This window comes from Rhizobium sp. NRK18 (assembly GCF_024385575.1).
Lineage (GTDB): Bacteria > Pseudomonadota > Alphaproteobacteria > Rhizobiales > Rhizobiaceae > JANFMV01.
The window spans coordinates 2,569,063-2,594,007 of the sequence record NZ_JANFMV010000001.1; the positions used below are offsets into that span (position 1 = coordinate 2,569,063).

Annotated in this window: 29 protein-coding genes; 17 read left to right on the forward strand and 12 right to left on the reverse strand. The window is 62.4% G+C overall.

Annotated elements, in window-relative coordinates:
- Nucleotides 1-293: 293 nt before the first annotated feature.
- Nucleotides 294-923, reverse strand: a complete 630-nt coding sequence (clpP, locus tag NN662_RS12040) for an ATP-dependent Clp endopeptidase proteolytic subunit ClpP (RefSeq protein ID WP_261930487.1) — start codon at nt 921-923, stop codon at nt 294-296.
- A gap of 421 nt (nt 924-1,344) precedes the next feature.
- Between clpP and NN662_RS12045 the strand changes: the two genes are divergently transcribed.
- Nucleotides 1,345-2,607: a GGDEF domain-containing protein gene (locus tag NN662_RS12045; protein WP_261930488.1), complete on the forward strand. Its 1,263-nt coding sequence runs from the start codon at nt 1,345-1,347 to the stop codon at nt 2,605-2,607.
- 52 nt (nt 2,608-2,659) lie between these two features.
- The gene (locus NN662_RS12050) at nt 2,660-3,904 is read left to right on the forward strand and encodes a cytochrome P450 (RefSeq protein WP_261930489.1); all 1,245 of its coding nucleotides are present in this window, start codon (nt 2,660-2,662) and stop codon (nt 3,902-3,904) included.
- Nucleotides 3,905-3,919: 15 nt separating this feature from the next.
- Here NN662_RS12050 and NN662_RS12055 read toward each other — a convergent pair whose 3' ends face one another.
- Entirely contained in the window at nt 3,920-4,906 is a 987-nt protein-coding gene (locus tag NN662_RS12055) for a helix-turn-helix transcriptional regulator (RefSeq protein WP_261930490.1), read from the reverse strand.
- A 112-nt stretch (nt 4,907-5,018) separates the two neighbouring features.
- Between NN662_RS12055 and NN662_RS12060 the strand changes: the two genes are divergently transcribed.
- Nucleotides 5,019-5,672: a glutathione S-transferase family protein gene (locus tag NN662_RS12060; RefSeq protein ID WP_261930491.1), complete on the forward strand. Its 654-nt coding sequence runs from the start codon at nt 5,019-5,021 to the stop codon at nt 5,670-5,672.
- Between the two features lie 161 nt (nt 5,673-5,833).
- On the opposite strand, the gene NN662_RS12065 is transcribed toward NN662_RS12060, so the two are convergent.
- The 4 genes from NN662_RS12065 to NN662_RS12080 form a co-directional block, all read right to left on the reverse strand.
- The gene (locus NN662_RS12065) at nt 5,834-7,138 is read right to left on the reverse strand and encodes an MFS transporter (RefSeq protein WP_261930492.1); all 1,305 of its coding nucleotides are present in this window, start codon (nt 7,136-7,138) and stop codon (nt 5,834-5,836) included.
- Between the two features lie 61 nt (nt 7,139-7,199).
- Nucleotides 7,200-7,598 carry a MarR family winged helix-turn-helix transcriptional regulator gene (locus NN662_RS12070; protein ID WP_261930493.1) on the reverse strand — a complete coding sequence of 133 codons (399 nt, stop codon included), beginning with the start codon at nt 7,596-7,598 and terminating at the stop codon, nt 7,200-7,202.
- 101 nt (nt 7,599-7,699) lie between these two features.
- Complete coding sequence (locus tag NN662_RS12075) at nt 7,700-8,044, reverse strand: cupin domain-containing protein (protein ID WP_261930494.1); 345 nt, start codon at nt 8,042-8,044, stop codon at nt 7,700-7,702.
- A gap of 29 nt (nt 8,045-8,073) precedes the next feature.
- Nucleotides 8,074-9,357, reverse strand: a complete 1,284-nt coding sequence (locus NN662_RS12080) for an O-acetylhomoserine aminocarboxypropyltransferase (protein WP_261930495.1) — start codon at nt 9,355-9,357, stop codon at nt 8,074-8,076.
- Between the two features lie 160 nt (nt 9,358-9,517).
- Between NN662_RS12080 and NN662_RS12085 the strand changes: the two genes are divergently transcribed.
- Nucleotides 9,518-9,928, forward strand: coding sequence for a DUF6455 family protein (locus NN662_RS12085; protein WP_261930496.1), 411 nt, complete (start codon nt 9,518-9,520; stop codon nt 9,926-9,928).
- 10 nt (nt 9,929-9,938) lie between these two features.
- On the opposite strand, the gene NN662_RS12090 is transcribed toward NN662_RS12085, so the two are convergent.
- Nucleotides 9,939-10,367: a CoA-binding protein gene (locus NN662_RS12090; RefSeq protein WP_261930497.1), complete on the reverse strand. Its 429-nt coding sequence runs from the start codon at nt 10,365-10,367 to the stop codon at nt 9,939-9,941.
- A 93-nt stretch (nt 10,368-10,460) separates the two neighbouring features.
- Between NN662_RS12090 and NN662_RS12095 the strand changes: the two genes are divergently transcribed.
- Nucleotides 10,461-10,790: a hypothetical protein gene (locus tag NN662_RS12095; RefSeq protein ID WP_261930498.1), complete on the forward strand. Its 330-nt coding sequence runs from the start codon at nt 10,461-10,463 to the stop codon at nt 10,788-10,790.
- A gap of 18 nt (nt 10,791-10,808) precedes the next feature.
- Here NN662_RS12095 and NN662_RS12100 read toward each other — a convergent pair whose 3' ends face one another.
- Both NN662_RS12100 and NN662_RS12105 read right to left on the reverse strand, forming a co-directional pair.
- The gene (locus NN662_RS12100; protein ID WP_261930499.1) at nt 10,809-11,249 is read right to left on the reverse strand and encodes a CoA-binding protein; all 441 of its coding nucleotides are present in this window, start codon (nt 11,247-11,249) and stop codon (nt 10,809-10,811) included.
- A 121-nt stretch (nt 11,250-11,370) separates the two neighbouring features.
- Nucleotides 11,371-11,802: a VOC family protein gene (locus NN662_RS12105; protein ID WP_261930500.1), complete on the reverse strand. Its 432-nt coding sequence runs from the start codon at nt 11,800-11,802 to the stop codon at nt 11,371-11,373.
- A gap of 409 nt (nt 11,803-12,211) precedes the next feature.
- Between NN662_RS12105 and rplM the strand changes: the two genes are divergently transcribed.
- From rplM to NN662_RS12145, 8 genes are all read left to right on the forward strand, one after another.
- Nucleotides 12,212-12,676, forward strand: coding sequence for a 50S ribosomal protein L13 (gene rplM, locus NN662_RS12110; RefSeq protein WP_261930501.1), 465 nt, complete (start codon nt 12,212-12,214; stop codon nt 12,674-12,676).
- 2 nt (nt 12,677-12,678) lie between these two features.
- Nucleotides 12,679-13,152, forward strand: a complete 474-nt coding sequence (gene rpsI, locus NN662_RS12115) for a 30S ribosomal protein S9 (RefSeq protein ID WP_261930502.1) — start codon at nt 12,679-12,681, stop codon at nt 13,150-13,152.
- A 125-nt stretch (nt 13,153-13,277) separates the two neighbouring features.
- Nucleotides 13,278-13,760, forward strand: coding sequence for a hypothetical protein (locus tag NN662_RS12120; protein WP_261930503.1), 483 nt, complete (start codon nt 13,278-13,280; stop codon nt 13,758-13,760).
- Between the two features lie 23 nt (nt 13,761-13,783).
- Nucleotides 13,784-14,116: an antibiotic biosynthesis monooxygenase family protein gene (locus NN662_RS12125; RefSeq protein WP_261930504.1), complete on the forward strand. Its 333-nt coding sequence runs from the start codon at nt 13,784-13,786 to the stop codon at nt 14,114-14,116.
- A 3-nt stretch (nt 14,117-14,119) separates the two neighbouring features.
- A complete protein-coding gene (speB, locus tag NN662_RS12130; protein WP_261930505.1) occupies nt 14,120-15,067 on the forward strand; it encodes an agmatinase in 948 nt (315 codons plus the stop codon).
- Nucleotides 15,068-15,218: 151 nt separating this feature from the next.
- On the forward strand, nt 15,219-16,151 hold the full coding sequence (argC, locus tag NN662_RS12135; protein ID WP_261930506.1) for an N-acetyl-gamma-glutamyl-phosphate reductase: 933 nt from the start codon (nt 15,219-15,221) through the stop codon (nt 16,149-16,151).
- 160 nt (nt 16,152-16,311) lie between these two features.
- On the forward strand, nt 16,312-16,701 hold the full coding sequence (locus NN662_RS12140) for a VOC family protein (protein ID WP_261930507.1): 390 nt from the start codon (nt 16,312-16,314) through the stop codon (nt 16,699-16,701).
- A 10-nt stretch (nt 16,702-16,711) separates the two neighbouring features.
- Entirely contained in the window at nt 16,712-17,581 is an 870-nt protein-coding gene (locus tag NN662_RS12145) for an aminoglycoside phosphotransferase family protein (RefSeq protein ID WP_261930508.1), read from the forward strand.
- A gap of 2 nt (nt 17,582-17,583) precedes the next feature.
- Here the strand turns inward: NN662_RS12145 and NN662_RS12150 are convergent, their stop codons facing one another.
- Nucleotides 17,584-17,865 carry a YrhK family protein gene (locus NN662_RS12150; protein ID WP_261930509.1) on the reverse strand — a complete coding sequence of 94 codons (282 nt, stop codon included), beginning with the start codon at nt 17,863-17,865 and terminating at the stop codon, nt 17,584-17,586.
- A gap of 170 nt (nt 17,866-18,035) precedes the next feature.
- Here NN662_RS12150 and NN662_RS12155 point away from each other — a divergent pair, with 170 nt between their 5' ends.
- Nucleotides 18,036-18,851, forward strand: coding sequence for a DODA-type extradiol aromatic ring-opening family dioxygenase (locus NN662_RS12155; RefSeq protein WP_261930510.1), 816 nt, complete (start codon nt 18,036-18,038; stop codon nt 18,849-18,851).
- A 6-nt stretch (nt 18,852-18,857) separates the two neighbouring features.
- Here NN662_RS12155 and NN662_RS12160 read toward each other — a convergent pair whose 3' ends face one another.
- Nucleotides 18,858-19,958, reverse strand: a complete 1,101-nt coding sequence (locus tag NN662_RS12160) for a COX15/CtaA family protein (protein WP_261930511.1) — start codon at nt 19,956-19,958, stop codon at nt 18,858-18,860.
- 110 nt (nt 19,959-20,068) lie between these two features.
- On the opposite strand from NN662_RS12160, the gene NN662_RS12165 reads away from it, so the two are divergent.
- Complete coding sequence (locus NN662_RS12165) at nt 20,069-20,287, forward strand: DUF2842 domain-containing protein (RefSeq protein ID WP_261930512.1); 219 nt, start codon at nt 20,069-20,071, stop codon at nt 20,285-20,287.
- Between the two features lie 115 nt (nt 20,288-20,402).
- Nucleotides 20,403-21,665: a GNAT family N-acetyltransferase gene (locus tag NN662_RS12170; protein WP_261930513.1), complete on the forward strand. Its 1,263-nt coding sequence runs from the start codon at nt 20,403-20,405 to the stop codon at nt 21,663-21,665.
- A gap of 9 nt (nt 21,666-21,674) precedes the next feature.
- Here the strand turns inward: NN662_RS12170 and NN662_RS12175 are convergent, their stop codons facing one another.
- Nucleotides 21,675-24,101 (reverse strand): exopolysaccharide transport family protein, encoded by a 2,427-nt coding sequence (locus tag NN662_RS12175; protein ID WP_261930514.1) that lies wholly within the window; start codon nt 24,099-24,101, stop codon nt 21,675-21,677.
- Nucleotides 24,102-24,369: 268 nt separating this feature from the next.
- Here NN662_RS12175 and NN662_RS12180 point away from each other — a divergent pair, with 268 nt between their 5' ends.
- A complete protein-coding gene (locus NN662_RS12180; RefSeq protein ID WP_261930515.1) occupies nt 24,370-24,942 on the forward strand; it encodes a polysaccharide biosynthesis/export family protein in 573 nt (190 codons plus the stop codon).
- Nucleotides 24,943-24,945: the final 3 nt, after the last annotated feature.

A 24,945-nucleotide genomic window follows, 5' to 3' on the forward strand; every position in this document is an offset into this window, starting at 1 on the left:
TTCCCTTCCAGCACGACGCGACGCTTTCCGAACGAAAAGGTTTCGCGCACATTAATCGCCGCTGATGGGGGCCCATTCGGTCTCTTCGCCACCACCAGCCTCGTTTTCAGGGGCACTGACCGGAACCAAACCTTTTCGTGTTTGAATTCCGGAGGCAACGCATTCCCCTGAAACCCAAAAGCTATGTCACAAAACTTCAACATAGCCTTAAGACGCACTATTAACCGGTTTTTGAGCCGAGGCCATCCCCCAAAATATTTCGAGGGCGGCCCGGGCGCCGGTCAATCGTCATTTCACGCAGCGTCGCCTTCGATCTCGGCGCGCGACGTCAGTACCTTGTCGATGAGGCCCCAATCCTGGGCTTCATTGGCATCCATGAAATTGTCGCGGTCGAGCGAAGTTTCAACTTCCTCGTAGGTACGCCCGCAATGCTTCACGTAAATTTCATTAAGCCGACGCTTCATCTTCAGGATGTCGCGGGCGTGACGCTCGATGTCGGACGCCTGGCCCTGGAACCCGCCGGACGGCTGGTGGACCATGATGCGGGCGTTCGGGGTGGCGAACCGCATGCCCTTCTCGCCGGCGGCGAGCAGCAGCGAGCCCATGGACGCGGCCTGACCGATGCAGAGCGTCGTCACGGCCGGCCGGATGAACTGCATCGTGTCGTAGATCGCCATGCCGGAGGTGACGACACCGCCCGGAGAATTGATGTAGAGAGCGATTTCCTTCTTCGGGTTTTCCGCTTCCAGGAACAGCAGCTGCGCGCAGACCAGCGACGCGATATGATCTTCCACGGGGCCCGTCAGAAAGATAATCCGCTCTTTGAGAAGCCTGGAATAGATATCGTAGGAGCGTTCCCCGCGGTTGGTCTGCTCGACGACCATCGGCACCAGGGCCAAGGCGGTATCAACTGGGTTTCTCATTTGCTTCCTTTTATCCAACGTATTCCCGGCTCGCGCCCGGAATCAGTAAATTCATCCAATCCCTACATAGAGTGTCGGGGTACGCAACTTCAAGAGATGCGCCCGATAAGCTTGAAAAGCGTTATCCCGGCTTTTTGCAGGCAAATCGGCTCCAGTGGTCGCGGTCTTTTTCCCAAGTGCTGCATTAATTACCAGTTACGCAGAAACCACCCCACCGGTTTTCACTCCGGACGTGGTTAAGCAAGACTGAATTTCCACATGCGGCCTCCGGTATACGGGCACCCTGTCCGCCAACGAGACACGCGTGGGCTTTCGTGGACCTGTTGTCAAATTTTAATCGGGGCCATCCGGCCGCTTTAAGCATCTGTCAATGCAAACGGTCGTAGCCTTACGTTACGCAACGAACAGGCCCCTGACGACTTTGCCCGACCTCCGCATCGGATTGCTGTTTCTGACGGTGGAAACACTGACACTGTCAGTGCTGCTTCTCGTCGTATGGCTGAATTCGCGGCGCAGTTCCTTCTATCTCTACTGGAGCATCGGCTTTGCGTTTCGAACCGCCGGCATCATTGCCCTGGCTATCAACAGCCAGACGCCCGGATTGTTGCCGGTCGAGTTTCCCAACGCCCTGACACTGTGGAGCATCAGCTTCTGGCTGGTCGGCATGCACAAGCTGTCGGGCCGCGCCGTGCCGCCGAACATCCTCTTTCCCGTCGCCGTTTGGCTGATCGGCATGCAACTGCCCGGCGCTCACGACAATCTCGTCTACAGAGCGGCCCTTTACGGCGTATCCATGGCCGGCGGCTGCGTGATGCTCGCCTGGTCGTCGCTTTCCATTCCTGTCGGACGCACTGTCCAGCGGCACATCATCAGCGGCTTGTGGATCATGTTTGCCGTCAACGCCGCCGTCGTTTCGGTCTGTGTTGCGATCGAGCAGCCGGCAGACATTCTCGACCTTTCCGTCGGTCCGTTGTGCGGCGGGATCGGCGCGGCCGGGCTGATCGCCATGGTCGTCACCTGGGCCAGCATCGTCATGGACATGTCCCAGACCCGCCTGCGACACCTGGCGAGCAGCGATCCGCTGACCGGCGCCTTGAACCGGCGCGGGCTCGAGGAGGCATTCGCGCCGATGCTCGAGCACGGCAGGCACGTGCCGCTCGTCGCGATCCTTGTCTTCGACCTCGACCATTTCAAGCAGATCAACGACCTCCACAGCCACGATGCGGGCGACCAGGTGCTGACGTCGTTTGCGACGCTGGCCCGGGACGCAATCGGCGACCGTGGCATTTTCGCCCGCAGCGGCGGCGAGGAGTTCGTCGCCGCCATTCCGGTTTCCGGCCATCACGAAGCCGTGGCCCATGCGGAAGCCATCCGCATGCGTTTCGGATCGACCCACCATCAGACGAAATCGGGCACCATCAGAGCGACGGTCAGCATCGGCATCGCCTTGATGCCGAACGATGAAGCCGACGTCAGCGACCTGATGCACGCCGCCGATGCCGCCCTCTACGAGGCGAAGGCGCGCGGCCGAAATCGCTGCGCCGTGCTGCATGACGGCGCGGTGCATGTCGTCCGCCGCGAGGCCGGCGAAGACACGGTGGCCAACGACCCGGGCGGCCCCGAGTTCGGCCTGGATGCAAAGGAACGGCCACCGCTTCGTCCGCCCGTTCTGCAGGCCGGTTGAAAAACGGCGTGAGCGCTATCGGCCGTTTTCAAAATCCGCTACACCGCTCGCCATGACATCACCAGACTTCCTCACAATCGACGGCGAGAGCCGTCGCGTCTCGCTTGACGCTGCAAACCCGGCCTTCTACGGCAACCCGAATGCAGTCTATGCCCGCATTCAGGCCGCCTGCCCCACCTTCTACTGGGAGGAGCGAAAGCAATGGTTCTTTTCGAGCTATGATCACGTCAACGGACTGCTTCGCGACCGGCGGTTCGGTCGGCAGATCACCCATATCGCCAGCCGTGAGGAACTCGGACTGGCGGCCGACCCGCCGCATATCGCCGACTTCGTGCAGTCCGAGGCGCACTCGCTGCTGGCCATCGAGCCGCCTGAGCACACGCGGCTGCGAACACTGGTCAACCGCGCCTTCGTCTCGCGCCACATCGAGAAACTGGCCCCGGAGATTGCCGCCCTCGCCCATTCGCTGATCGACGGTTTCGAGAAGGATGGCCGGACGGAACTGCTGTCGCGCTTTGCCGAGATCATACCGGTGACGATCATCGCGCGGATGATCGGCATCCCGGACGATATGTGCCGCACCCTGCTCGACTGGTCGCACGCCTATGTGCGCATGTACATGTTCAACCGCACCGAGGCGGACGAGATCGCCGCCAACCGGGTGGCAAAGGAGTTCTCCGACTATCTGCGCACAGTGATCGCCGAACGTCGCGCGCACCCGCGCGACGACCTGATGTCGCACATGATCCACACCGAGCACAAAGGCCAGTACCTGACCGAGGACGAGCTGATTTCGACGACCATCGTGCTCCTGAACGCGGGCCACGAGGCGACGGTCCATCAGATCGGCAATTCGATGCGCGTCATCCTAGAAAGCGGCCTCGACCCGAAAGCGCTTTTTGGCGATGCGGCGGCGACGGAACTGACCGTCGAGGAATGCCTGCGCATCTGCGCGCCCGTGCATGTGTTCGAGCGCTGGGCGCTGGAGGACGTCGAGATCGATGGCGTGCACCTGAAGCGCGGCGACGAGATCGCCCTGATCCTCGCCGCCGCCAACCTGGATCCGAAGAAATACACCGATCCGCTGACCTTCAAGCCGGACCGCAAGGAAGCGCCGAACCTTTCCTTCGGTGCCGGCATCCACTTCTGCATCGGCGCGCCGCTTGCCCGACTTGAACTCAACATCGCCCTGCCGATCCTCTTCGAACGGCTGCCGGGCATGCGGATCGCCGAAACGCCGGTGGTCAAGGACGTCTACCATTTTCACGGGCTCGAAAGGCTGGACCTGGAGTGGTGAGAAGGGGCGTCCCCGCTATGAGGCTTCCGCCGAATAGCGCTTCTGTAATGCGTTGACCTGCTCGCCGATCGCCTCCCGCAAGGTCCGCGGTGCGACCACCTCCGCCTCGCTGCCCAGTCGCAGGAATTCCGACGTCGCCTGTTGAATGCCGCCACAGGGCAGCGTGATGGTCCGCCAGCCGTCCGCATCTTCCGGCTCCGTCACGGCAATGCGGCTACGGACATAGAAGGGCGAGATATGTTCCAGGAGCCTCAGGCCCCATCTTGAAACGCGCAAGGTTGCGATGTTGGGATGAAGCTCCGCCTCGAGGCGCTGGGTGTTCTCGTCCCAGTAGTCCGTGAGGTCGAAATCGGCCGGTCGCTCGAAGCGCTCTTCCGTGACGACGAGGTCCTGGATGCGGGAAATGCGATAGGTCCGCACGCCTGCCCGCTCGCCCGTGCCCGCGTTCGCCGCCATGTACCAGGCGCCACTCTTCAACACGACGCCGAGAGGCTCTACCGCGCGGGTCTTCTCCTCCTCCCAGGTGCGATAGCGCATGCGTACCCGCTTCATGTTCCAGACCGCGTCCGCGATCGCTTGGAGATGCAGCGGCTGCTCGCTCTCCCCGAACCAGGTGGGAGCGTCCAGATAGAAGCGCTGCTGCATGCGGGCGGCGCTCTGGCGCAGTTCCTCGGGGAGCGCCGCCGTCAGCTTCTTCTGCGCACCGGCCATCAGCGTGCCGAGCCCGAGGTCGGCCGCCGCTCCCGGCAAGCCGGAGAGGAACATGGCTTCCGCCTCTCCCGGAGACAGGCCGTTCAGCCGGACGCGATAGCCGTCCAGCAGTCGGTAGCCGCCTTCCGATCCGCGCTCCGAATAGACGGGAATGCCGGCCGCCGACAGCGCATCGACATCGCGGTAGATGGTCCGGACCGACACCTCGTTTTCAGCCGCGAGCGTCTCGGCCGTCACCAGCCCCCGGGCCTGCAGGGTGGTCAGTATGTTGATGAGACGGCTTGCCCGCATAGCGAAAAATCTCCGTGTGCGGAGATTATCCTAAACCAACCTGACAAAAACTGACAGGTATGGCGCCGTACCCTGCCCTCATCGACCTTCACAAACGGGAAAGGACAAGACCATGCCCACCAGGGAACCGATCACCCTTTATTATTCGCCGCAGACCCGGGCGACCGGCGTGCGGGTGCTACTGGAAGAGCTCGGCGCACCCTACCGGCTGCATGTGCTGAACATGAAGGCCGAGGAGCAGCGCAGGCCGGAGTATCTCGCCATCAACCCGCTCGGCAAGGTGCCAGCGATCCGTCACGGCGACGCATTCGTGACGGAACAGCCGGCGGTCTATCTGTACCTTGCCGACCTCTTTCCGGAAGCCGGGCTGACGCCGGCGATCGGCGAGGTCGACCGTGCCGCCTTCCTGCGCTGGATCGTCTACTATGGCAGCTGCTTCGAACCCGCCGTCGTCGACAAGTCGATGAACCGGGAGCCCGGAATGCGGAACTTCACGGTCTACAGCGATTATGACAGCATGCTCGGTGCAATCGAAAACGCGCTGACGTCTGGTCCCTATCTGCTCGGCGACCGGTTCAGCGTCGCGGATGTCCTGTGGGGGATTGCCCTGCAGTGGACGACCATGTTCGGCATTGTCGAGGAGCGGCCGGTGTTTCGCGCCTATATCGACCGCGTCACCGCCCGTCCGTCCTTCAAGAAGGTCACGGAGGAAGACGCCGTCATGGCGGCTGAACACGAAAAGGCTGCGGCGCAAAGCGCGGCGTGAGCGCTCGATGCCGAGGTAAAGGCATCACAGTCTGATGACATAGTCTTTGGGAGTCATTTCAAAGACTTCCCAGGCCAAGTTGAAGCCGGGCCGCAGCGCCATACAGCCGCCCGGCTTCACTTCAGGTGGACCCGACGTCATCAGTCAGTGGTGCAGGCCCGTCATGCCGACGGAGCCTCGACGACGCGGCCGCCGGCCCTCCTGACCCGTCCGATGCCGAGGACCACCACGGCGGCGAGCAGGCAGGCGAAGCCGGCGATATAGACGGCCGGCATGAAGGTCTGGAAGTCAGTGCGGATGAAGCCGGCCCCGAATGTCGCCGTCGCCGCACCCAGCTGATGCGCGGCGAACACCCAGCCGAAGACGATATTGGCCTTTTCGCGCCCGAAATTTGCAGCCGTCAGCTTGACCGTCGGCGGCACGGTGGCCACCCAATCCAGTCCGTAGAAGACCGCAAAGACTGACAGGGTGACGTAATCGAAACCCGAAAAGGACAGGAAGATCAGCGACAGGCCGCGCAGAGCGTAGAACCAGAACAGGAGCCAACGGTTGTCGAACCGATCCGAAAGCCAGCCGGCGCCCAGCGTTCCGATGAAGTCGAAGACGCCGATCATGGCGAGCATGCCGGCTGCGGCCACCGCGACGATCCCGTAGTCGCCGCAGATCGATATCCAGTGGGTCTGGATAAGGCCGTTGGTGCTGAGGCCGCAGACGAAGAAGGAAAAGAACAGCGCCCAGAAGACCGGACGGCGGATCGATTCCCGCAGGACCTCGATCGGGCGGCTGACCAGATGGGCGAAGTCCTCGGTGCGCGCCGGCGCAGGTTCGATCTCCTGGCTGCCATAGGGAGCCAGACCGAGATCGGCGGGATAATTGCGCATCAATGCGAGGATCGCCAGCATGGCGAGCAGGAGGACGACGACGATGAGCGACAGGGCCGTGCGCCAGCCATAGGCTTCGGTGACGCTTGCCAGGAGCGGCAGGAAAATCAACTGCCCGGTGGCATTGCTGACGGTCATCAGCCCGACGACGACGCCACGGCGGGCATTGAACCAGCGGGTCGCGACCGTTGCCCCCAGCACCAGGGCCGTCATGCCGGTTCCGATGCCGACGACGAAGCCCCAGAGCGCGATCAGCTGCCACAGCTCGGTCATGAAGAATGACAGGAATATTCCGCCGCTGATCAGCACGATGGCCGTCATGACCACGTTGCGGATGCCGAAATGGTTCATCAGCGCCGCGGCGAACGGGCCCAGCAGCCCGAACAGCATCAGGCGGATCGCCATGGCGGTGGAAATCTCCTCTGTCGTCCAACCGAATTCGACGCTCAGCGGTCGAATGAGCACGCCGGCCGATCCCATGGCGCCGGCGGTTGCCAGCATCGTGACGAAGGTGATGGCAACGACCACCCAGCCGTAGTGAATGCCCCTCGCCTGCAAATATCCCGCAACTCTTGTCGAAATCATCAGATTGTCCCTTCTAGGTGCGGGTATATACCCGTAAACAAGCAAATTCTATCTGCGCAGGTCACATTGCGTTCAGGTTGCCGAGCAACCGGTCCAGCTCCGTGGCATCGATGTGTTCTTCCACGCGCGCCTGCACCGCATCCCAGACGGGTCCGGCCGCCTCGAGCAGGCTTTCGGTCGTGCCGGTCAACGCCAGCGCGCTTTCGCGCAAATCCTCCGACGGCACGACGGCGAGCAGCCCCATGCGCTGAAGGACCTTGGTGTTGCGCCCGACGGTCGAACGGTCGAGATCGAGCGCCACCGCCAGATCGCTTAACGATACCGGTTGCCGTCGCCTAATCGTCCGCAAATGGCTGAACTGCGATACGTTGATGCCAAACGGTGCCAGAGCCTCATCGTAGATGGCGGTCAGACGTCTGGAGATCTTGCGCAGCGCGATGCAATAACACTCATGGCTCATCGGTACGGGTATATACCCACAAATTGTCCATGGCAAGTCGCAAAGGCGGCGGACGCCCTTGCGCCAGACTGAGTATTTCGGCCTGATCCGGAGCGGAGGCTTCAGAGGCGGATGACGTAATCCTTGCGAGTCGTTTCAACGACTTCCCAGCTTCCCTTGAAGCCGGGTCGCAGCACCATGCTGTCACCCGTCTTGAGGTGGACGGGTTCGCCGCCCTCTTCCGTCACGATGGAGTGGCCGGCGAGGATGTGGAAATATTCCCACTCGTCATAGACGATCTTCCATTTGCCGGGGGTGGCTTCCCAGACGCCGGCATAGAGGCCGCCATCGGCCTCCTCCAGGTTCCAGGTGCGGAATTGCGGATCGCCGGAGATCAGCCGGTCGGGCGCCGGAGCGCCCTCCTCCGGCTCGACGCTATCAAGATCGAAGCGCAGCATCTTGTCCATCGATTGTCTCCGGCGTTCCTTGTCTTTGCTCACACGCCTGCCAGCGCCTGGTCGAGATCGGCGATAATGTCCTTCACGTCCTCGATGCCGACCGAGAGGCGGATGACGTCCGGACCGGCGCCGGCGGCAATCTGCTGTTCTTCCGACAGCTGCCGGTGCGTGGTCGATGCCGGATGGATGACCAGCGAGCGGGTGTCACCGATATTGGCGAGATGCGAGAAGAGCTTCAGCGTCTCGACCAGCTTCTTGCCGGCCTCGTAGCCGCCCTTGACGCCGAAGGTGAAGACGGCGCCTGCGCCCTTCGGCGAGTAGCGCTGCTGCAGGCCGTTGTTCGGATCGTCGGAAAGGCCGGAATAGCTGACCCAGGCGACCTTCTCGTGCTTCTTCAGCCATTCGGCAACGGCAAGCGCGTTGTCGCAATGGCGCTGCATGCGCAGCGGCAGCGTCTCGATGCCGGTCTGGATCATGAAGGCGTTGAACGGCGAGATCGACGGTCCGAAGTCACGCAGGCCGAGGACGCGGCAAGCGATCGCGAAGGCGAAGTTGCCGAAGGTCTGATGCAGGACGATGCCGGCATATTCTGGACGCGGCTCGGACAGCATCGGGTAGTTGCCGGACTTCGACCAGTCGAAGGCGCCGCCGTCAACGATGATGCCGCCCATGGAATTGCCGTGGCCACCCATGAACTTCGTCAGCGAGTGGACGACGATGTCGGCGCCATGTTCCAGCGGACGCACGAGGTAAGGCGTCGCCATGGTGTTGTCGACGATCAGCGGAATGCCGTGCTTCTGGGCGACGGCGGCGATCGCTGCGATGTCGGTGAAGGTGCCAGCCGGATTGGCAAGGCTTTCGATGAAGATCGCCCGCGTGCGCTCGTCGATCAGCGCCTCGAAGGACGACGGATTGAACGCGTCTGCCCAGCGGACCTGCCAGTCGAAGCTCTTGAAGGCGTGGCCGAACTGGTTGATCGAGCCGCCGTAAAGCCGGTTGGCGGCGATGAAGTTGTCGCCCGGGCGCATCAGCGTGTGGAAGATCAGGAGCTGGGCGGCATGGCCGGAAGCGGTCGCGAGAGCCGCCGTGCCACCTTCGAGCGCTGCGACACGCTCTTCGAGCACGGCCTGCGTCGGGTTCATGATGCGGGTGTAGATGTTGCCGAATTCCTGCAGGCCGAAGAGAGCGGCCGCATGGTCGGCGTCGCGGAAGGCGAACGACGTGGTCTGATAGATCGGCGTCGCGCGGGCTCCCGTCGTCGGGTCGGGGGCCGCGCCGGCGTGGACTGCCATCGTGCTGAAACCAGGATTTTCCGAACTCATGCGATACTCCCTTTCGATCTTTTTTGTGTTGCTGGATGTGTAGCCATTTATCCCTCAAACGGCAATTGCAATCCGCCTTCACGCATGCTGCCGATTTGACACGGATCAATGCCGGCGCCGCCCATCGCCTCCATTCTCTGCACATCTGAAGGAGAAGGGCATGACACACGCGCAGCAGAACATTCTCGATCGCATCAGCGAATGGTGGGAAAGCCGCCCGGCGCGGCAGAGCAGCGAACTTGCGGGCCTTTGCGAGTACGATCTCCACCGGCTGGCGCACGACTGCGGACTGCCGGCTACCGACTTCCTGGAACTCGCCCGCAAACCGCCGAATGCGGCGGCGGAAATGCCGGAGATGATGCGCGCGCTCAATATCGATCCGGTGGAGGTCGAGCTCGAACATCCTGCCGAATTCCGCGACATGCAGGTCACATGCGCGCTTTGCCCTTCCAAGGCCCAATGCCGGCGCGACCTGGGACAGGGCCAGGCGGACCAGCACTTCAAGAGCTATTGCGGAAACTCGGACGCACTGAACGGCATGCGCGCCGAACCGGATATGCTGTACGAATAGGTGACCGGCGTCAGCCGATCAGCCGCGGATATTCGATCGCCGGGCATCGGTTCATGACGACCTTCAGTCCGCCGGCCTCTGCCTTGGCGGCCGCCTTGTCGTCGCGGATCTCGAGCTGCCCCCAGATCACGGCAGGCTTCGGCTCTATGGCGAGCGTCTCGTCGACGACGCCATCGAGAAACTCCTTCGCCCGGAAGACGTCGACCATGTCGACCGCTTCTGGAACATCGGCCAGCCGACCATAGGCGATCTCGCCGTTGATCTCCTTGCCTGCCTGGCCCGGATTGACCGGGATGACGCGGTATCCCTTCGACTGAAGGAAGCGCATGACCCGATAGGAGGGGCGCGCGGTGTTCGGCGAGGCTCCGACCAGAGCGATGGTTTTGACGCTCTTCAGAATGTCGGCGATATAGGTGTCGTCATAGTGATCATGGTTCATGTGTCGGGCCTTTCAGCAATCTATGGAACCGCCACAATTCAATGACAGTTATAGCTCTATCTAGGCATGACCTTGCTCTGGGAGAAGACCATCATGAACCGCCTCGTTCTTTCAGCACTCACACTTGCCATAGCCGCGACGCCGGCGCTGGCGATTTCACGCTACAACACGACCCAGATGCAGTGCGCCGCGATCCAGTCGAAGCTGGCGCGCGAGGGTGCGGCGATTCTGCGCTATCCGTCGAAGAACGTGGCGGGCCTGACGCGCTATGATCGTTACGTGCGCGACAGCGGCTATTGTGATTATCCGCGGGAATACGCCAAGCGCGTGACGGTTCCGGCCAGGGACACATCCGCCTGCCCCGTCAGGCTGTGCAAGGAGCGACAGCGGCTGTTCCGTTTCCCGTTCAACCGGGACAACTGAGCAAGGCTTTTCCAGCGATCAGCCGTGCAGGGCGTGATAGAGCAGCGGAAACTCGGTGACCGGGCAGCGGTCCATGACGACCTTGATGCCTGCCCTTTCCGCCTTGGCCGCGGCGACGTCGTCGCGCACAGTCAACTGGCCCCAGATGACCTTAGGCCGCGGGATCATCGCCACCGCCTCGTCGACCACGTCCTTGAAGTGGCTGGCCTCGCGGAACACGTCGACCATGTCGACCGGCTCGGGCAGTTCGGATAGGCTTGCATAACAGAACTGGCCGAGGATCTGCTCGCCGGCATGGGCCGGATTGACCGGCAGGACGTGGTAACCCTTGCCGAGCAGGAAGCCCATGACATTGTAGCTCGGGCGATGCTCGTCAGCCGATGCGCCGACGAGCGCCATCGTCTTGCAGGACGTCAGGATGTCCCGGATATAGTCGGAAGAATAGGCATCATGGTTCATGGCAACTCCTTCCCGTCCCGGTCACAACCGGAACCGCGATGGCTCCCCGTCCATTTCCCTGCCTGTTAGCATAAGCCGATTTCCTAACGAATTGCTTACGCCCCGCCGGAACCGCCCACACTCAGTCCGGCAGGACGACGTGGCCGCTCTCGTCGAGCGGGAAGAAAGGGTTGTGGGCCACTTCCCACAGATGGCCGTCCGGATCGGCGAAATACCCCGAATAGCCGCCCCAGAAGACCTTGCGTGGCGACTTGACCAGCGTCGCGCCATTTGCGACGGCGAACTTGACCACCGCATCGACGCCGGCCGGACTGGCGACGTTGTGTGCAAGCGTGACGCCGGAAAAACCGGGCGGGGTATCCTCGACGCCGGCATCCTCGGCCAGCGACGCGCGCGAAAACAGGCCGAGCACAGTACCCTTGAGCTGGATGAAGGTCACAGCATCCTGGGAGGCGGAAGACTTCTTCCAGCCGAGCCTTTCGTAAAAGGCGGTGGAGCGGGCCACGTCCTCCACTCCGAGCGTGACGAGCGATATGCGACGATCGAGCGACATTGGCCTTACTCCCTTGGCAATTTTGTTCTGCATATGTGTGTATTACGTTCTATTTACGTTCGCAAACCCACGCCATTTTTGACCGATGCACTTCGCGCTCATTCTTCGCAGGCGCGCTGCAAAAGCTCCCAAAGGGCATGGGCCCAACGTCGCCACCGCGCGACGAGACGACGCACAAAAGTGTGGTTTTATAATACCACAAATCTAAAGCATTGTTTTCAAATGCTTTATTTTACGACCGCGGAATTCGCGCATGTTGACCAGTGTCTCGACTTCGCCTATAAGCGCGCCAGATTGCGGGCCTCCTTCGGCTCGCATTCTTTTTGGTGCGCACTGCGCTGCCAAATCAAGCAACAAGAAACGCCCCCGTGGCTTCGGCTGCAGGGGACCAGACAAAGAGAGAATTATTATGGCAACTTTCTCCCAGAAGCCCGCTGAGGTGGAGAAGAAGTGGGTCATCATCGACGCCGAAGGTCTCGTCGTCGGTCGCCTCGCTTCCATCATCGCGATGCGCCTGCGCGGCAAGCACAAGGCTACCTACACCCCTCACGTGGACGACGGCGACAACGTTATCGTCATCAACGCCGAGAAGGCCGTCCTGACCGGCAAGAAGTACACCGACAAGAAGTACTACTGGCACACCGGCTATCCGGGCGGCATCAAGGAACGTACGGCTCGCCAGATCATCGAAGGCCGCTTCCCGGAGCGCGTCATCGAGAAGGCTGTTGAGCGCATGATCCCGCGCGGCCCGCTCGGCCGTCGCCAGATGAAGAACCTGCGCGTCTATGCCGGCACGAACCATCCGCATGAAGCCCAGCAGCCGGTCTCCCTCGACGTGGCCAAGCTGAACAAGAAGAACGTAAGGAGCGCCTGATAATGGCTGATCTTTCTTCCCTGAAGGACCTCGCAGGCGAAACCGCCGCTGAAAACGCAGCACCGGTTCACGTCCGCAAGGTCGACAATCTCGGCCGCTCCTACGCGACCGGCAAGCGCAAGAACGCCGTCGCACGCGTATGGGTCAAGGCCGGCACCGGCAAGATCACCGTCAACGGCAAGGACTTCACCGGCTACTTCGCCCGTCCGGTTCTGCAGATGATCCTGCAGCAGCCGATCGCAGCGGCAGCCCGCAACGGCCAGTTCGACGTCGTCGCCACCGTTACCGGCGGCGGTCTCTCCGGCCAGGCCGGTGCTGTTCGTCACGGCATCTCCAAGGCGCTCACCTACTTCGAACCGGGCCTGCGCTCCGTTCTGAAGAAGGGCGGCTTCCTGACCCGCGACAGCCGCGTCGTCGAGCGTAAGAAGTACGGTAAGGCCAAGGCCCGCCGTTCGTTCCAGTTCTCGAAGCGCTAATCGCTTCCTGGAATATGGACTATCTCGGAAAGGCGGGGCTTCGGCTCCGCCTTTTCTTTTTGGTGGACGGGCCGGCGAATCTGGCCAATGCTGGACGGCAATCGTTCAACACCCGGCTGATGCAGATGAAACGTCTCCTTCTCCTGCCGCTTCTCGCCCTGCCCTTCTCTGCTGCCGCCGAGGAGTGCAGCGGCACATGGTCGGCGCGCATGCTGGAGGCCGAAGGCGGATCAGAGATGACCGGCGAGGTCTGTTCGGGAGAAGGCGAAGACCGGCAGACGCTCGATCTGACCTGCGGTGGCGGCGAATTCGCGCTGCGCTGGTATCCGCCGCAAAATGCCAAAAACTATCCGCCGGACGGCAATCCGGATTTCTCCACGGTCCTGACGCTTGTCATCGGCGACCTCGAGGTCAGGCACGACGCCGTGTTCGAGGCGATGGACGGCGCCATGGCGGTCTACTGGAAGTCCGGCGACCCGCTGACGAACATCCTGAAGAGTGGGCGTAGCCTCTCGATTGCCGAGGTCGAAGGCCGCATTCCGCCCGCGGCCTTCCCGCTCACGGGCTCCTCGGCCGCGATCGAGACCGTTGCCGCACATTGCCACTGACGAACCGGATATCAGATCCCGCCATGACCAAGCTCGCCAAGACCCCTCCCCCTCCCTACTACGTCGTCATCTTCTCCACCCTGCGCACGGATGGCGATCACGGCTATGCCGCGATGGCCGAGAAGATGGACGCGCTAGCCGCCGAGCAGCCCGGCTATCTCGGCATAGACAGCGTGCGCGATGCCTCCGGTTTCGGGATCACCAACTCCTACTGGCGCGACGAGGAATCGGTTCTCGCCTGGAAGCGTAATGCCGAGCACACGCTGGCGCGCGATCTCGGCCGCGAGAAATGGTACCAGTGTTACGAACTGCGCGTCGCCCGGGTGGAGCGGGCGTATGGATTCGAGAGGAAGTAGATTTTGGCCAAGAAGACCATCGACCACGCGATCACTGCGAGAAGCCTGACATCGGCTGCGACCGATCCGACCTATGCGGGCGTTCTGTCCTTCATGCGGCGGAAATATTCGAAGACGACGAAGGGTGCCGATGCGATCGTCTGGGGCATTCCGTTCGACGCCGCCGTCTCCAACCGGCCGGGCGCGCGCTTCGGGCCGCAGGCGATCCGCCGCGCGTCGGCGATCTTCGACAATGATCCGCAATATCCCTTCGATGCCGATCTCTTCGAACAGATGGCCGTCATCGACCATGGCGACTGCCTGCTCGATTATGGCAACCACCAGAAGACACCGGCGACGATCGAGCGCGAGGCGGCGAAGCTCATCAAGGACGGCGCCTATCTCCTTACGCTTGGCGGCGACCATTTTGTCACCTGGCCGGTCCTGAAGGCCCATGCCGCCAAACACGGGCCGCTCGCCCTCGTGCAATTCGATGCCCATCAGGATACGTGGCCGGATGATGGCAATCGCATCGATCACGGGTCCTTCGTCGGCCGTGCCGTGCGCGACGGGGTCATCGATCCCGCCCGTTCGATCCAGATCGGCATCCGCACCCATGCGCCGGAAACCTGCGGGATCCGCATCGTCTATGGCCACGAGGTCGAAGACATGAGCGCGCGCGAAATCGCAGCGCTGATCCTCGATCATGTCGGCGATGCAGCCTGCTACATGACCTTCGACATCGACTGCCTCGACCCGGCTTACGCCCCCGGAACGGGAACGCCGGTGGCGGGTGGTCCGTCGACGGCGAAAATTCTCTCCGTGCTGCAGAAGCTCGGGCCGCTCGATGTCCGCGGCTCGGACGTCGTCGAGGTGGCCCCGGCCTATGACCACGCCGACATCACCGCCATCGCCGGATCGACGATCGCCATGTACATGCTGGGTTTGAAGGCGGCGAAGATGAAGGGCTGATTGCAGCCGTTCATTGCATGTCACAATGGTGCGATATATATGAGGGCAGCATCGAAGCCGCCTGCGGTGGCAACCATGCGCAGAAATTGAGTCAACCGGCTGCCGGACTGATTCCGAAAACAAGCACAACTGTCTGAAAAGGCTGAAGGATATGAAAGCGAAGATCTTCATCGATGGCGAACACGGCACAACGGGGCTGCAGATCCGCACGCGCCTGGCCGACCGCCGCGATATCGAGCTTCTGTCGATCCCGGAAGCCGAACGGCGCAACGAAAAGATGCGCGAAGACCTGTTGAACAGCGCCGATGTCGCCATTCTCTGCCTGCCGGACGACGCGTCCAAGCAGGCCTACGAGATGACGGCCGCGAACAACAATGTGCGCCTCCTCGACGCCTCCACCGCCTTCCGGGTGCATCCGGACTGGGCCTACGGCTTTGCGGAGATGGACAGGAGCCAGGCGGAGAAGATCCGTTCGGCCCGGCACGTTTCCAATCCCGGCTGCTATCCGACCGGCGCCATCGGCCTGATCCGGCCGCTGCGGGCCACCGGCATCCTGCCCGACGGCTATCCGGTCAGCGTCAATGCGGTCTCCGGCTACACCGGCGGCGGCAAGGGCATGATCGCGCAGATGGAAGACGAAGGGCATCCGGAGCACATCTCCTCGCCCAACTTCCTCTACGGTCTCACGCTGAAGCACAAGCACGTGCCGGAGATGACGAAGCACGGCCTGCTCGACCGCGCGCCGCTGTTCTCGCCGTCCGTCGGCCGCTTCGCCCAGGGCATGATCGTGCAGGTGCCGCTGTTCCTCGAGGATCTCAAGGACGGCCAGAGCCTGGAGACGGTACATGCCGCGCTGGTCGAGCATTATGCCGGTCAGGACATCGTCGAAGTCGTGCCGCTGGAGGTCTCCTCCAAGATGGCCCGTGTCGACGCGGTCGAACTCGTCGGCAAGGACACGATGAAGCTGTTCGTCTTCGGCACGCCTGGCCAGAGCCACGTCAATCTCGTCGCGCTCCTCGACAATCTCGGCAAGGGCGCGTCCGGCGCTGCCGTCCAGAACATGGACCTCATGCTCTCGGCCTGAGGTGCCCCCTCCCCAACCCCTCCCCACAAGGGGGAGGGACTGGACCCCGTACCCGTTGCGATAGACCCGCGACATTTCCGGGAGTCTTCTCCCCGTTGTGGGAGAGATGCCCGGCAGGGCAGAGGGGGTCTTTTAGACGCTATGTACGTGAGGAGCCGTCATGATCGACCATATGGGACTATCCGTTTCAGACTATGCCGCAGCGAAGGCCTTCTACGATGCCGTGATGCCGGCGATCGGCGGCGGGCGCCTGATGGAGGTGACCGCGGCAGAGACCGGCGGCACCTATGAGGGCGCCGGATACGGCAAGGACGGCAAGCCCTATTTCTGGATCGGCACCGGCGGGCCGCTGCAGGGCCGCCTGCATGTCGCCTTCGTCGCCGAAAGCCGCGCCGCAGTCGATGCCTTCTACGCCGCCGCCATGGCAGCCGGTGCCAGAGACAATGGCCCGCCCGGCCTGCGCCCCCACTATCACCCCAACTACTACGGCGCCTTCGTACTCGACCCGGACGGCCACAATATCGAGGCTGTCTGCCACAAGCCGGAATAGACCGTGACGGATGTCGAAGATCGCGCAGCCGGCACCCCCCCTCGCCTTTCCGGCCGACCTTGCCGCCCGGTGGGATATTCGCGACGCAGAGCTGATCGCCGACACCCATACGAGCCATGTCTGGCGGGCCTTTCGCACGGGCGGGACTGCGATCGTCAAGGCGCTGAAGCCGGCCGGTCTCGGCGAGCTTCCGGGCATGGCCTATCTCGACTGGCTGGACGGTCACGGCGCGGTGCGCGTGCTCGAGGCTGTCCGCGACACGTTCCTGATCGAGGATGCCGGACTACGGACGCTCGGTGACGTCGTGCGGGCTGGCGGCGACGATCTCGCGACCGATGTGATCGCTGGCATCGTCGGCGGCCTCGCCAATCCGGCAAAAGCGCCACCGGCATCGCTCGTGCCTCTGGAAACGAACTTCCGCGAACTCTTCGCCTATCCCGAATCCGGCGGCGATCCGGCGCTCGCAGCATTCATCGGATGGGCGAAGGTGACCGCGCGCGACCTGCTGGCAGATCAGCAGGACATCCGCCCGCTGCATGGCGACCTGCACCATGACAACATCATCTGCGACGATGCCGGCACATGGCGGATCATCGATCCGAAGGGGCTGATCGGCGACCCCGCTTATGATGTCGCCAACGTCTTCGGCAATCCGCTCGGCGCAACGGACCTGATCCTCGATCCGGCCCGGGCAAGGCACCTTGCTTCCCGCTTTGCCAGCGCGCTGGACATGACGGAGGAGAAGATACTGACTTACGCGGCGACGCATGCCGCGCTGTCGATCTGCTGGTCATCGGCAAGGCCAGGCAGCGCTTCTGCGGCGCTGAACATTTCGGAGCGCCTGGCCTTCGGCCAGCTCGTCCGCGGTTTGATCAGCTGAACTCAGCCGCGGGCGCGCTTTGCCAGGTCTTCGAGGTCGCCGATGCGGTAGAAGTGAATTTCCCGGACGACCCTCAGCGTCGGCTTGAAGGCGAAGAAGATCGAACCGACCAGGAAGCACCATGTGCCGGGGGTCTGCCAGGCGTCGGAAAAGAACATCACGGAGCCGACGATGAAGAGCAGCGCTGCCGAAAGGTCTATGGCGGTGTAGACGAGCTCGTAGATCGCGTAGAGCCGGCGGCGGCGCGGCGTTGCGGTGGCGTTTTCAGGTTGGAACAGGGGCATCGGTTCTCCTTCGTCATCGGCAGTCATGCCCTCTATCGCACAGCATCGTCGAGGGCGGCAAACCTCGGGTCGTCTACTTTTGCCTGACGATGTGTCAGGCGTTCAGCTTCTCGTGCGCGGGCCGCAAATGACCTATCTTTTTCCCAACACGATTACTCCGAGGTGACATCATGACCGGCACACACAGACAACCCGTCTATTTCATCCCCCACGGCGGCGGCCCCTGGCCGTTCATGAACATGGGACGTTTCGGCGACGACGCCTGGAAGGACCTGCACGACTTTCTGTCCGGTCTTAAGAGCGAGATCGAGGAAAAGCCGAAGGCGATCCTGATGGTGACGGCGCATTGGGACGACGAGGACACGGTGACGGTTTCGACCGCCGAGAAGCCGGGCATGCTGTTCGACTACTCGGGTTTCCCCGCCCACACCTACGAACTCAAATATTCCGCACCCGGCTCGCCGGAAGTCGCGGCGAAGGTTGTCGAGCAGCTGAAGTCCGCCGGCATCGCCGTTAAGACCGACGATCGCCGCGGCTACGACCACGGCACTTTCATCCCGCTGATGGTGGCGTTTCCCGATGCGGACATCCCGGTCGTGCAGATGTCGATCCGTCGCGATCTCGACCCGGCCTTCCATATCGCGCTCGGAAAGGCGTTGGCGCCCCTTCGCGACGAAGGCATCCTGATCATCGGCAGCGGCATGAGCTATCACAACATGCGCATGTTCGGCAGCCGCGACGAAAGCCACATGGACGTGGCCAAGCGCTTCGACGACTGGCTGACGGATACGCTGTCCGGCGACGCGCGTGACGAGAAGCTCGTCCAATGGCTCGACAATCCGGATGCGCGGGCCTGCCACTGGCCGACGCCGGAGCACTTCCTGCCGGTGATGGTCGCGGCCGGGGCCGGCGGCAGCGATGCGGTCAGCCACGTCTTCGACGGACGCATTCTCGGCAAGGCCTATTCGGGCTACCGCTTCGGCTAAGGTGTCTCAGTCGCGAACGGCCACTTCGATCGGGCGCGGATATTCGCCGTAGATGCCGCGCCAGTGGGCGACGGCGAAGCCGAGGACGATCAGCGCACCGCCCTGATGGGTCAGCGCGGTGTGCAGGTCGACCTGGGTCAGCAGGGTTGCGACGCCGAGTGCCGCCTGGATCGTCACCAGCCCGAAGAAGACAGCCGCCCGGCGTGCATGCGTGGTGCCGGGCGCCTTTTTGGCGAACCAGACCATCTGCCAGAGCGCGACGGCAAACAGCAGGTAGGCGCCGCAGCGGTGGACGAACTGCACCGTCTTCGGGTTTTCAAACAGGTTGATCCAGGCCGGGTGCTGGACGAACAGGCCGCCCGGGATCAGCGAGCCATCCATCAGCGGCCAGGTATTGTAGGAGAAACCGGCGTCAAGCCCGGCGACCAGCGCGCCGAGATAGATCTGGAACAGCGACAGGCAGGCGACGATGGCGGCAAAGCGCCCTGCACCGTCGGGTGCCCGGTCGGCCGAATGCAGGCTCAGCGCCCGCATGATCCAGACACAGGCGGAAAAGATCAGGCAGGCAATGACGAGATGGGTGGCCAGACGATACTGGCTGACATCGGTGCGGACCGCCAGACCCGAAGAGACCATCCACCAGCCGACGAAGCCCTGAAAGCCGCCCAGCAGGAACAGACCCGCCAACGGTGCCCGCAGCCGACGTTCGATGCGACCGGTAAACAGGAAGAAGAGGAACGGCAGGAGAAAGATGACGCCGATCGAGCGGGCAAGCAGCCGATGCGCCCATTCCCACCAGAAGATCGACTTGAAGCCATCGAGCGTCATGTCCTGGTTCAGCAGCTGATATTCCGGGATGCGCTGGTAGAGCTTGAACTCCTCCTCCCACTCGGCGGCATTCAATGGCGGGATCACACCGTGGATCGGCTTCCATTCGGTGATCGACAGGCCGGAGTTGGTCAGCCGCGTCGCGCCGCCGACCAGCACGAGACAGAAGAGCGCGAAAACGACGATCCCGAGCCAGATGCGGATGGCCTTGCGGTTGCGCTCGGTCTTTTCAATTGCAGCAGCGAGATTGGCTTCGGTGGCGATATTTGCGGTGCTCATCACAATTCCCTGATACTTCCGGCTTGATTTGCCCGACCTCGACAGGCAAAACAAGCCCCAATGCTTTGCGGCATGCCGTCGCGCCGCGCCAATTCTCGGACGTTCATGCAATGCCCATCCGTCTACGCAGGTTCATCGGAACGGTTCTGATCATCATTCTGGTGATCGTCTATGCGCTGGCCGCAATTACCTTCGCCGAACTCCTGCTCGCTTCCGCGCCGGTCTGGGTGCATCTTCTCTACTTCTTCATCACCGGGCTCCTGTGGGTGCTTCCGGCCATGCTGATCATCAAGTGGATGGCCGGCCCAAAGGCGGATCACAGCCCTTAAGCGGCGATTAACCGCGTTCACGGCGATTTCCCGCCTCGACCGACAATTTAATCGAATCTTATCTGCAGAGGACCATTTTTTCCCGATCCTACAGCAAAAGGCGGGAGACGGGACCATGGCGCACGTTCGGCAACTGTGTTTCGACACGGCGACGGACCACGCCCTCGCATCGGAGGAAAGCGCCTTGGCATTTGCGACCACCCCCGGCAAATCTCCAGCCGGCGTGACGGTGACGCTGCACACAGAATTCGCGGAGGTTCGCGAGGCCTGGAAGGTTCTCGAGACCGATCTCTCCGGTTCGGTTCATCAAACCTTCGACTGGTGCACAGCCTGGGCTGACACGCATGAGCTTCCGCGCGCCATTCTTTACGGCCGCTGCGGCACGACGCCGCTTTTCCTGCTGCCGCTCGAAATCGTCCGTGAACGCGGCATCCGCGTCGCACGCTTCATGGCGAACCCCTTCACCAATATCAATACGGGGCTCTTTTCCGCCGCGTTCCTCGACGGCGAGGACGCAGCCACCGGTGCATTCATCGCCTCAGAAATGAAGCGCCTTCTGTCTGGCAAAGCCGACCTCATCCGGCTCACCAACATTCCGCTCCATTGGCGCGACAAGGCCCATCCGCTTGGAAGCCTGGCGACGGTCGAGAATCAGAACCGGACCTATCAATTGCCAATCGCCGCGACTTTCGAGGCGACCATTTCCCAACTGAACGGCAAACGCCGGCGCAAGAAACACCGCAATCAGGTGCGCGGCCTGGAGGAACTGGGCGGGTTTGAGCACTATCAGCCGCAGACGCCGGAAGAGAAGGCAGAGCTACTCGAGACGTTCTTTGCCCAGAAGGCCAGCCGCTTCCGGTCACTCGGACTGCCGAACGTCTTCCAGCCGGGGGAGACGCAGGCTTTCTTCCATGCGCTTCTGCAGAAGGAACGGTCCGGCAAGGACTATGGCCTCGAACTGCACGCAATCCGTCTGACGGCGCCTGACAACCGGCAGATTGCGGCCATTGCCGGTCTGTCCCGCAAGGGCGATCATGTCATCTGCCAGTTCGGCTCGATCACCGAGGGGCCGGCCATGGCAGCGAGCCCAGGGGAACTGCTGTTCTGGCTGATGATCGAACAATGCGTCAGCGACGGCGTATCGCTGTTCGACTTCGGCCTTGGCGACCAGGGCTACAAACGGTCCTGGTGCACCATGGAGACCGTTCAGCACGACATTCTAATGCCGGTAACCCTGAGGGGCCGTTTTGCCGCCGGTTTCTTCCATGCCCTCACCAGAGCCAAGGCTGCCATCAAGGCCAACAGGAAGCTTTATGCGACCATTCAGCGCCTGCGCGCCAAGAAGCCGGTTCAGGGTGAGGAACAGACGTCCGACTAAAACAAATCCTCAGGCCGCCCGGCTGTGGCCGTTGCCATTGCCCGGATCGGGAACTTCGGACATCAGCACGACATCTTCCACGCCCGCCCTTTCGAGATCGGCGAGCGCCTCGGCCAGCTGACCTTCCTTCGGGTGCGGCAATGACAGGACGATCGCGCCATCGCGCGCGCCCACCAGCTTCACGGCAGAAGCCGCGTCCGCCGGACCACACTCGACGATCACAATGTCATAAGCCTGCGTCAGCGCGTCTATGATCATCGTCAGCCGCCGTGCGCCTGCCTGCGCCTTGCTGACGTCGGAGATGCCCTGCGGAATGATGTGAACGGCAGACAAGCGATCGGAGTGGATCGTCTCGCCGAAGGAGACCTCACCGCACAGCAGATCGGTGACGCCGGGCAGGTCCCGGCTGTTGCACATCAGGCGGGTCGGACAAGCCGATCCCGTCATGTCGACCATCACCACGCGTTTGCCGCGCTCCGCGATTTCGCGGGCGAGCATGACTGTTGCGGTCGAACCGTCGTCGCCCGACGGGGACACGCAGATGGCCGATTCGATACGCGAGGCAATGAGGTAGCGGGCAACCGCGCCGATGGAGAACTCCTCTTCGGGAGCACGGTCCTGGATCGTGCCGGCGGCGACAGGCAGGTCCTCATCCGCTTCGAACTCTCTGGCCGCGATCGCGTCGAGCTCGGCGTCTTCGGCGATGGCCTCTTCGGACGAAGCCGCCAATTCCTCCGTTTCGTCCTGCAGCGGCTCGTCTGCCGGATCGGCAATCTCCGCGCGTTCTTCGCGAATCTCGACGGCGGGCAGCGGGGCTACCGGTTCGACAATCTCCCACTCATCGTCGGCGACGGCCTGTTCCCGGACGTCATCATCAATTTCATCGACATGGGTGGCCGGACCTTCGAGGTGAACCGCGTCGTCTTCCGCATCGGCACCGTCGTTTTCAACCACTTCTTCGACGTCGGCATCGTCTTCTACATCGTCATCGATCTCTTCGTCGTATTCCTCTTCATCCGCCTCGATCTCGTCGACCGGCTTCAGAGCCTGTCCACTGAAGAGCGCAGCGAGCATGATGACGACCGCGGAGAGGATGAAGGCTGCGAGTGCCGCGACAATGACAATCGGCACCACCTTCGGGAAATACGGCTCGGCCGGAGTAACGGCGTTCGAGATGACACGGGCGTCGGCGGGCGTGGCCGCACCGGCCGACCGCGACGTCGCCTCACGGTAGCGGGCCAGATAGGTTTCCAGAAGTTGGCGCTGTGCGGCGGCTTCGCGCTCGAGCGCCTTCAGCCCCACCTCGTCCTCGCCGGCCTTCGCCGACTGGCCCTTGAGAACATCGAGTTGCTGCAGGAGCTGCTTTTCGCGCAGGTCGGCGACCTTGGCGTCGTTTTCCAGGCTCGCCAGGATCTTGCCGGTCTCCGACTTGATCTGCTGACGGATGCCGGCAAGCTGGGCGCGCAGCGCCTTGAGGCGCGGGTGGCCGTCGAGCATGGTGGTCGAGAGATCGGAAATCTGCGACTGGATATTGGCTTCCTGCTCCTTCAGCCGCTGGATCATCTGCGAACCCACGACATCCGAAAGCGTATCGGGCGAACCACCGGCGGCAAGGGCGGAGCGGACGTTTTCGGCCCGTGCGGAAGCGGTCGCCTTTTCGGTACGGACGCGTGCGAGTTCCAGCGAGATGTCGTTCAGCTGCGCTTCTGCGAAGCTCGATGTCTGGCCGGCCGGCAGCAGATCGCGCTGGGCGCGATATTTGGCCACGTTCTCCTCGGCCGTCTTCACCTTGTCGCGGAGGTTGGCGATCTCCGGCTCCAGCCAGCGCGCCGCTTCCACGTTGGAATCGAGCTTGGCGCCGCTCTGGATGGCCATATAGACCTCGGCCATGTGGTTCGGAATTTCGGCGGCGAGCTTCGGATCATGCGATTCGAATTGAATGCCGATCACCCGTGAACTGGTGGCCTGATAGACGGTCAGCTTCTTGCGGAATTCCTCCAGCACGCGGTCTTCCGGCGCCTGTTCCAGCGGGCTCTTCTTCAGGCCGATCATGACCAGGATGTCGGAAAATGCCGAGGGATGGAGCGTGGGGTCGAACTCTTCCTTGTCGTAGAGCTTCAGATCCTTCGCCACCTGCTTGATCAGATCGGCCGATTGCAGGACCTGGACCTGGCTGGCGATGCTCAGTTCGTCGAACACCGGCTGTGTCTGGCCGGAATTCGCCTGGTTGATGCCGTTGAAGTCCGGCTGCCGCGATTCAATCAGAAGACGCGTCTCTGCCCGGTAGCTTGGCGTGACGATGCTGGAAGCGGCGAATGCCAGCCCGGCGGCGGCGGCAGTGATGACAAGCACCCGCCCTCGCCTCGCCCAGACCGCCGAAAAGAGTTCGCGCAGATCGATATCGACATCTTCGGAAGCATTGCGAAAACCGGACATGCAGGGCTCCAAAATGCGCCGGCGGCGGTAAAGCAGTTCCGGCCGGTCGCTCAAAGAGTAAAACTTTCGCCCTTTCCCGCGATGAACACGCAGGACAGGCAAACTGATCGAGCGTCAAGGTAAACATTTATAGTAACGCAACCGTTAATTTGCTCTCATGGTGCCGTCCGCAAACAACATCGCAATCTTTTTCAAGCGCAATTTACCCGGCATTAACCCTAATGGATTGATAACAGGCTCAATCGCGCATCATGGGATTGGGCTGAAAATGACGATCGCCAAATCGAAACACGTTCTGGCAGTGACGCTGGCTTGCTTGTCGGTATTGGGGGGCTGCGCCTCCTATCGCCCTGCCCCCCGCGCGTTCCATGAAGCCACGATCCAGCCCTATATCCTCGACAGCGGCGACCGGCTGCGGATCACCGTGTTCGACCAGCAGGGCCTGACAAACACCTACAGCGTCGACCAGGCCGGCTATATCGCCTTCCCGCTGATCGGCCAGGTTCCGGCACGCGGCCACACGCTTACCCAGCTCGAAGGGCTGATCGCCCAGAAGTTGAAACAGGGCTTCCTGCGCGATCCCGATGTCAGCATCGAGGTCGACCGCTATCGCCCCGTCTTCGTCATGGGTGAAGTCGGCCAGCCGGGCCAGTATACCTACGTCCCCGGGATGACGGTGCAGACCGCGATCGCCATAGCCGGCGGCTTCACCAGCCGTGCGCAACAGCAAAATACCGATGTCACGCGCAAGATCAACGGCGACATCATCACGGGCCGCGTCCCGATCACCGATCCGATCATGGCCGGAGACACCATTTACGTACGCGAGCGGCTGTTCTGATCG

Coding starts and splice junctions, on each gene's coding strand:
- NN662_RS12055 (WP_261930490.1), bottom strand. CDS start 4,906: ATGCGGGCAAGCCGTCTCATCAACATACTGACCACCCTGCAGGCCCGG.
- NN662_RS12060 (WP_261930491.1), top strand. CDS start 5,019: ATGCCCACCAGGGAACCGATCACCCTTTATTATTCGCCGCAGACCCGG.
- NN662_RS12160 (WP_261930511.1), bottom strand. CDS start 19,958: ATGAGCACCGCAAATATCGCCACCGAAGCCAATCTCGCTGCTGCAATT.
- NN662_RS12095 (WP_261930498.1), top strand. CDS start 10,461: ATGAACCGCCTCGTTCTTTCAGCACTCACACTTGCCATAGCCGCGACG.
- NN662_RS12070 (WP_261930493.1), bottom strand. CDS start 7,598: ATGAGCCATGAGTGTTATTGCATCGCGCTGCGCAAGATCTCCAGACGT.
- NN662_RS12155 (WP_261930510.1), top strand. CDS start 18,036: ATGACCGGCACACACAGACAACCCGTCTATTTCATCCCCCACGGCGGC.
- NN662_RS12120 (WP_261930503.1), top strand. CDS start 13,278: ATGAAACGTCTCCTTCTCCTGCCGCTTCTCGCCCTGCCCTTCTCTGCT.
- NN662_RS12125 (WP_261930504.1), top strand. CDS start 13,784: ATGACCAAGCTCGCCAAGACCCCTCCCCCTCCCTACTACGTCGTCATC.
- NN662_RS12140 (WP_261930507.1), top strand. CDS start 16,312: ATGATCGACCATATGGGACTATCCGTTTCAGACTATGCCGCAGCGAAG.
- NN662_RS12175 (WP_261930514.1), bottom strand. CDS start 24,101: ATGTCCGGTTTTCGCAATGCTTCCGAAGATGTCGATATCGATCTGCGC.
- NN662_RS12065 (WP_261930492.1), bottom strand. CDS start 7,138: ATGATTTCGACAAGAGTTGCGGGATATTTGCAGGCGAGGGGCATTCAC.
- rpsI (WP_261930502.1), top strand. CDS start 12,679: ATGGCTGATCTTTCTTCCCTGAAGGACCTCGCAGGCGAAACCGCCGCT.
- NN662_RS12145 (WP_261930508.1), top strand. CDS start 16,712: ATGTCGAAGATCGCGCAGCCGGCACCCCCCCTCGCCTTTCCGGCCGAC.
- argC (WP_261930506.1), top strand. CDS start 15,219: ATGAAAGCGAAGATCTTCATCGATGGCGAACACGGCACAACGGGGCTG.
- NN662_RS12100 (WP_261930499.1), bottom strand. CDS start 11,249: ATGAACCATGATGCCTATTCTTCCGACTATATCCGGGACATCCTGACG.
- NN662_RS12085 (WP_261930496.1), top strand. CDS start 9,518: ATGACACACGCGCAGCAGAACATTCTCGATCGCATCAGCGAATGGTGG.
- rplM (WP_261930501.1), top strand. CDS start 12,212: ATGGCAACTTTCTCCCAGAAGCCCGCTGAGGTGGAGAAGAAGTGGGTC.
- NN662_RS12075 (WP_261930494.1), bottom strand. CDS start 8,044: ATGGACAAGATGCTGCGCTTCGATCTTGATAGCGTCGAGCCGGAGGAG.
- NN662_RS12170 (WP_261930513.1), top strand. CDS start 20,403: ATGGCGCACGTTCGGCAACTGTGTTTCGACACGGCGACGGACCACGCC.
- clpP (WP_261930487.1), bottom strand. CDS start 923: ATGAGAAACCCAGTTGATACCGCCTTGGCCCTGGTGCCGATGGTCGTC.
- NN662_RS12105 (WP_261930500.1), bottom strand. CDS start 11,802: ATGTCGCTCGATCGTCGCATATCGCTCGTCACGCTCGGAGTGGAGGAC.
- NN662_RS12080 (WP_261930495.1), bottom strand. CDS start 9,357: ATGAGTTCGGAAAATCCTGGTTTCAGCACGATGGCAGTCCACGCCGGC.
- NN662_RS12090 (WP_261930497.1), bottom strand. CDS start 10,367: ATGAACCATGATCACTATGACGACACCTATATCGCCGACATTCTGAAG.
- NN662_RS12165 (WP_261930512.1), top strand. CDS start 20,069: ATGCCCATCCGTCTACGCAGGTTCATCGGAACGGTTCTGATCATCATT.
- NN662_RS12050 (WP_261930489.1), top strand. CDS start 2,660: ATGACATCACCAGACTTCCTCACAATCGACGGCGAGAGCCGTCGCGTC.
- NN662_RS12150 (WP_261930509.1), bottom strand. CDS start 17,865: ATGCCCCTGTTCCAACCTGAAAACGCCACCGCAACGCCGCGCCGCCGC.
- NN662_RS12180 (WP_261930515.1), top strand. CDS start 24,370: ATGACGATCGCCAAATCGAAACACGTTCTGGCAGTGACGCTGGCTTGC.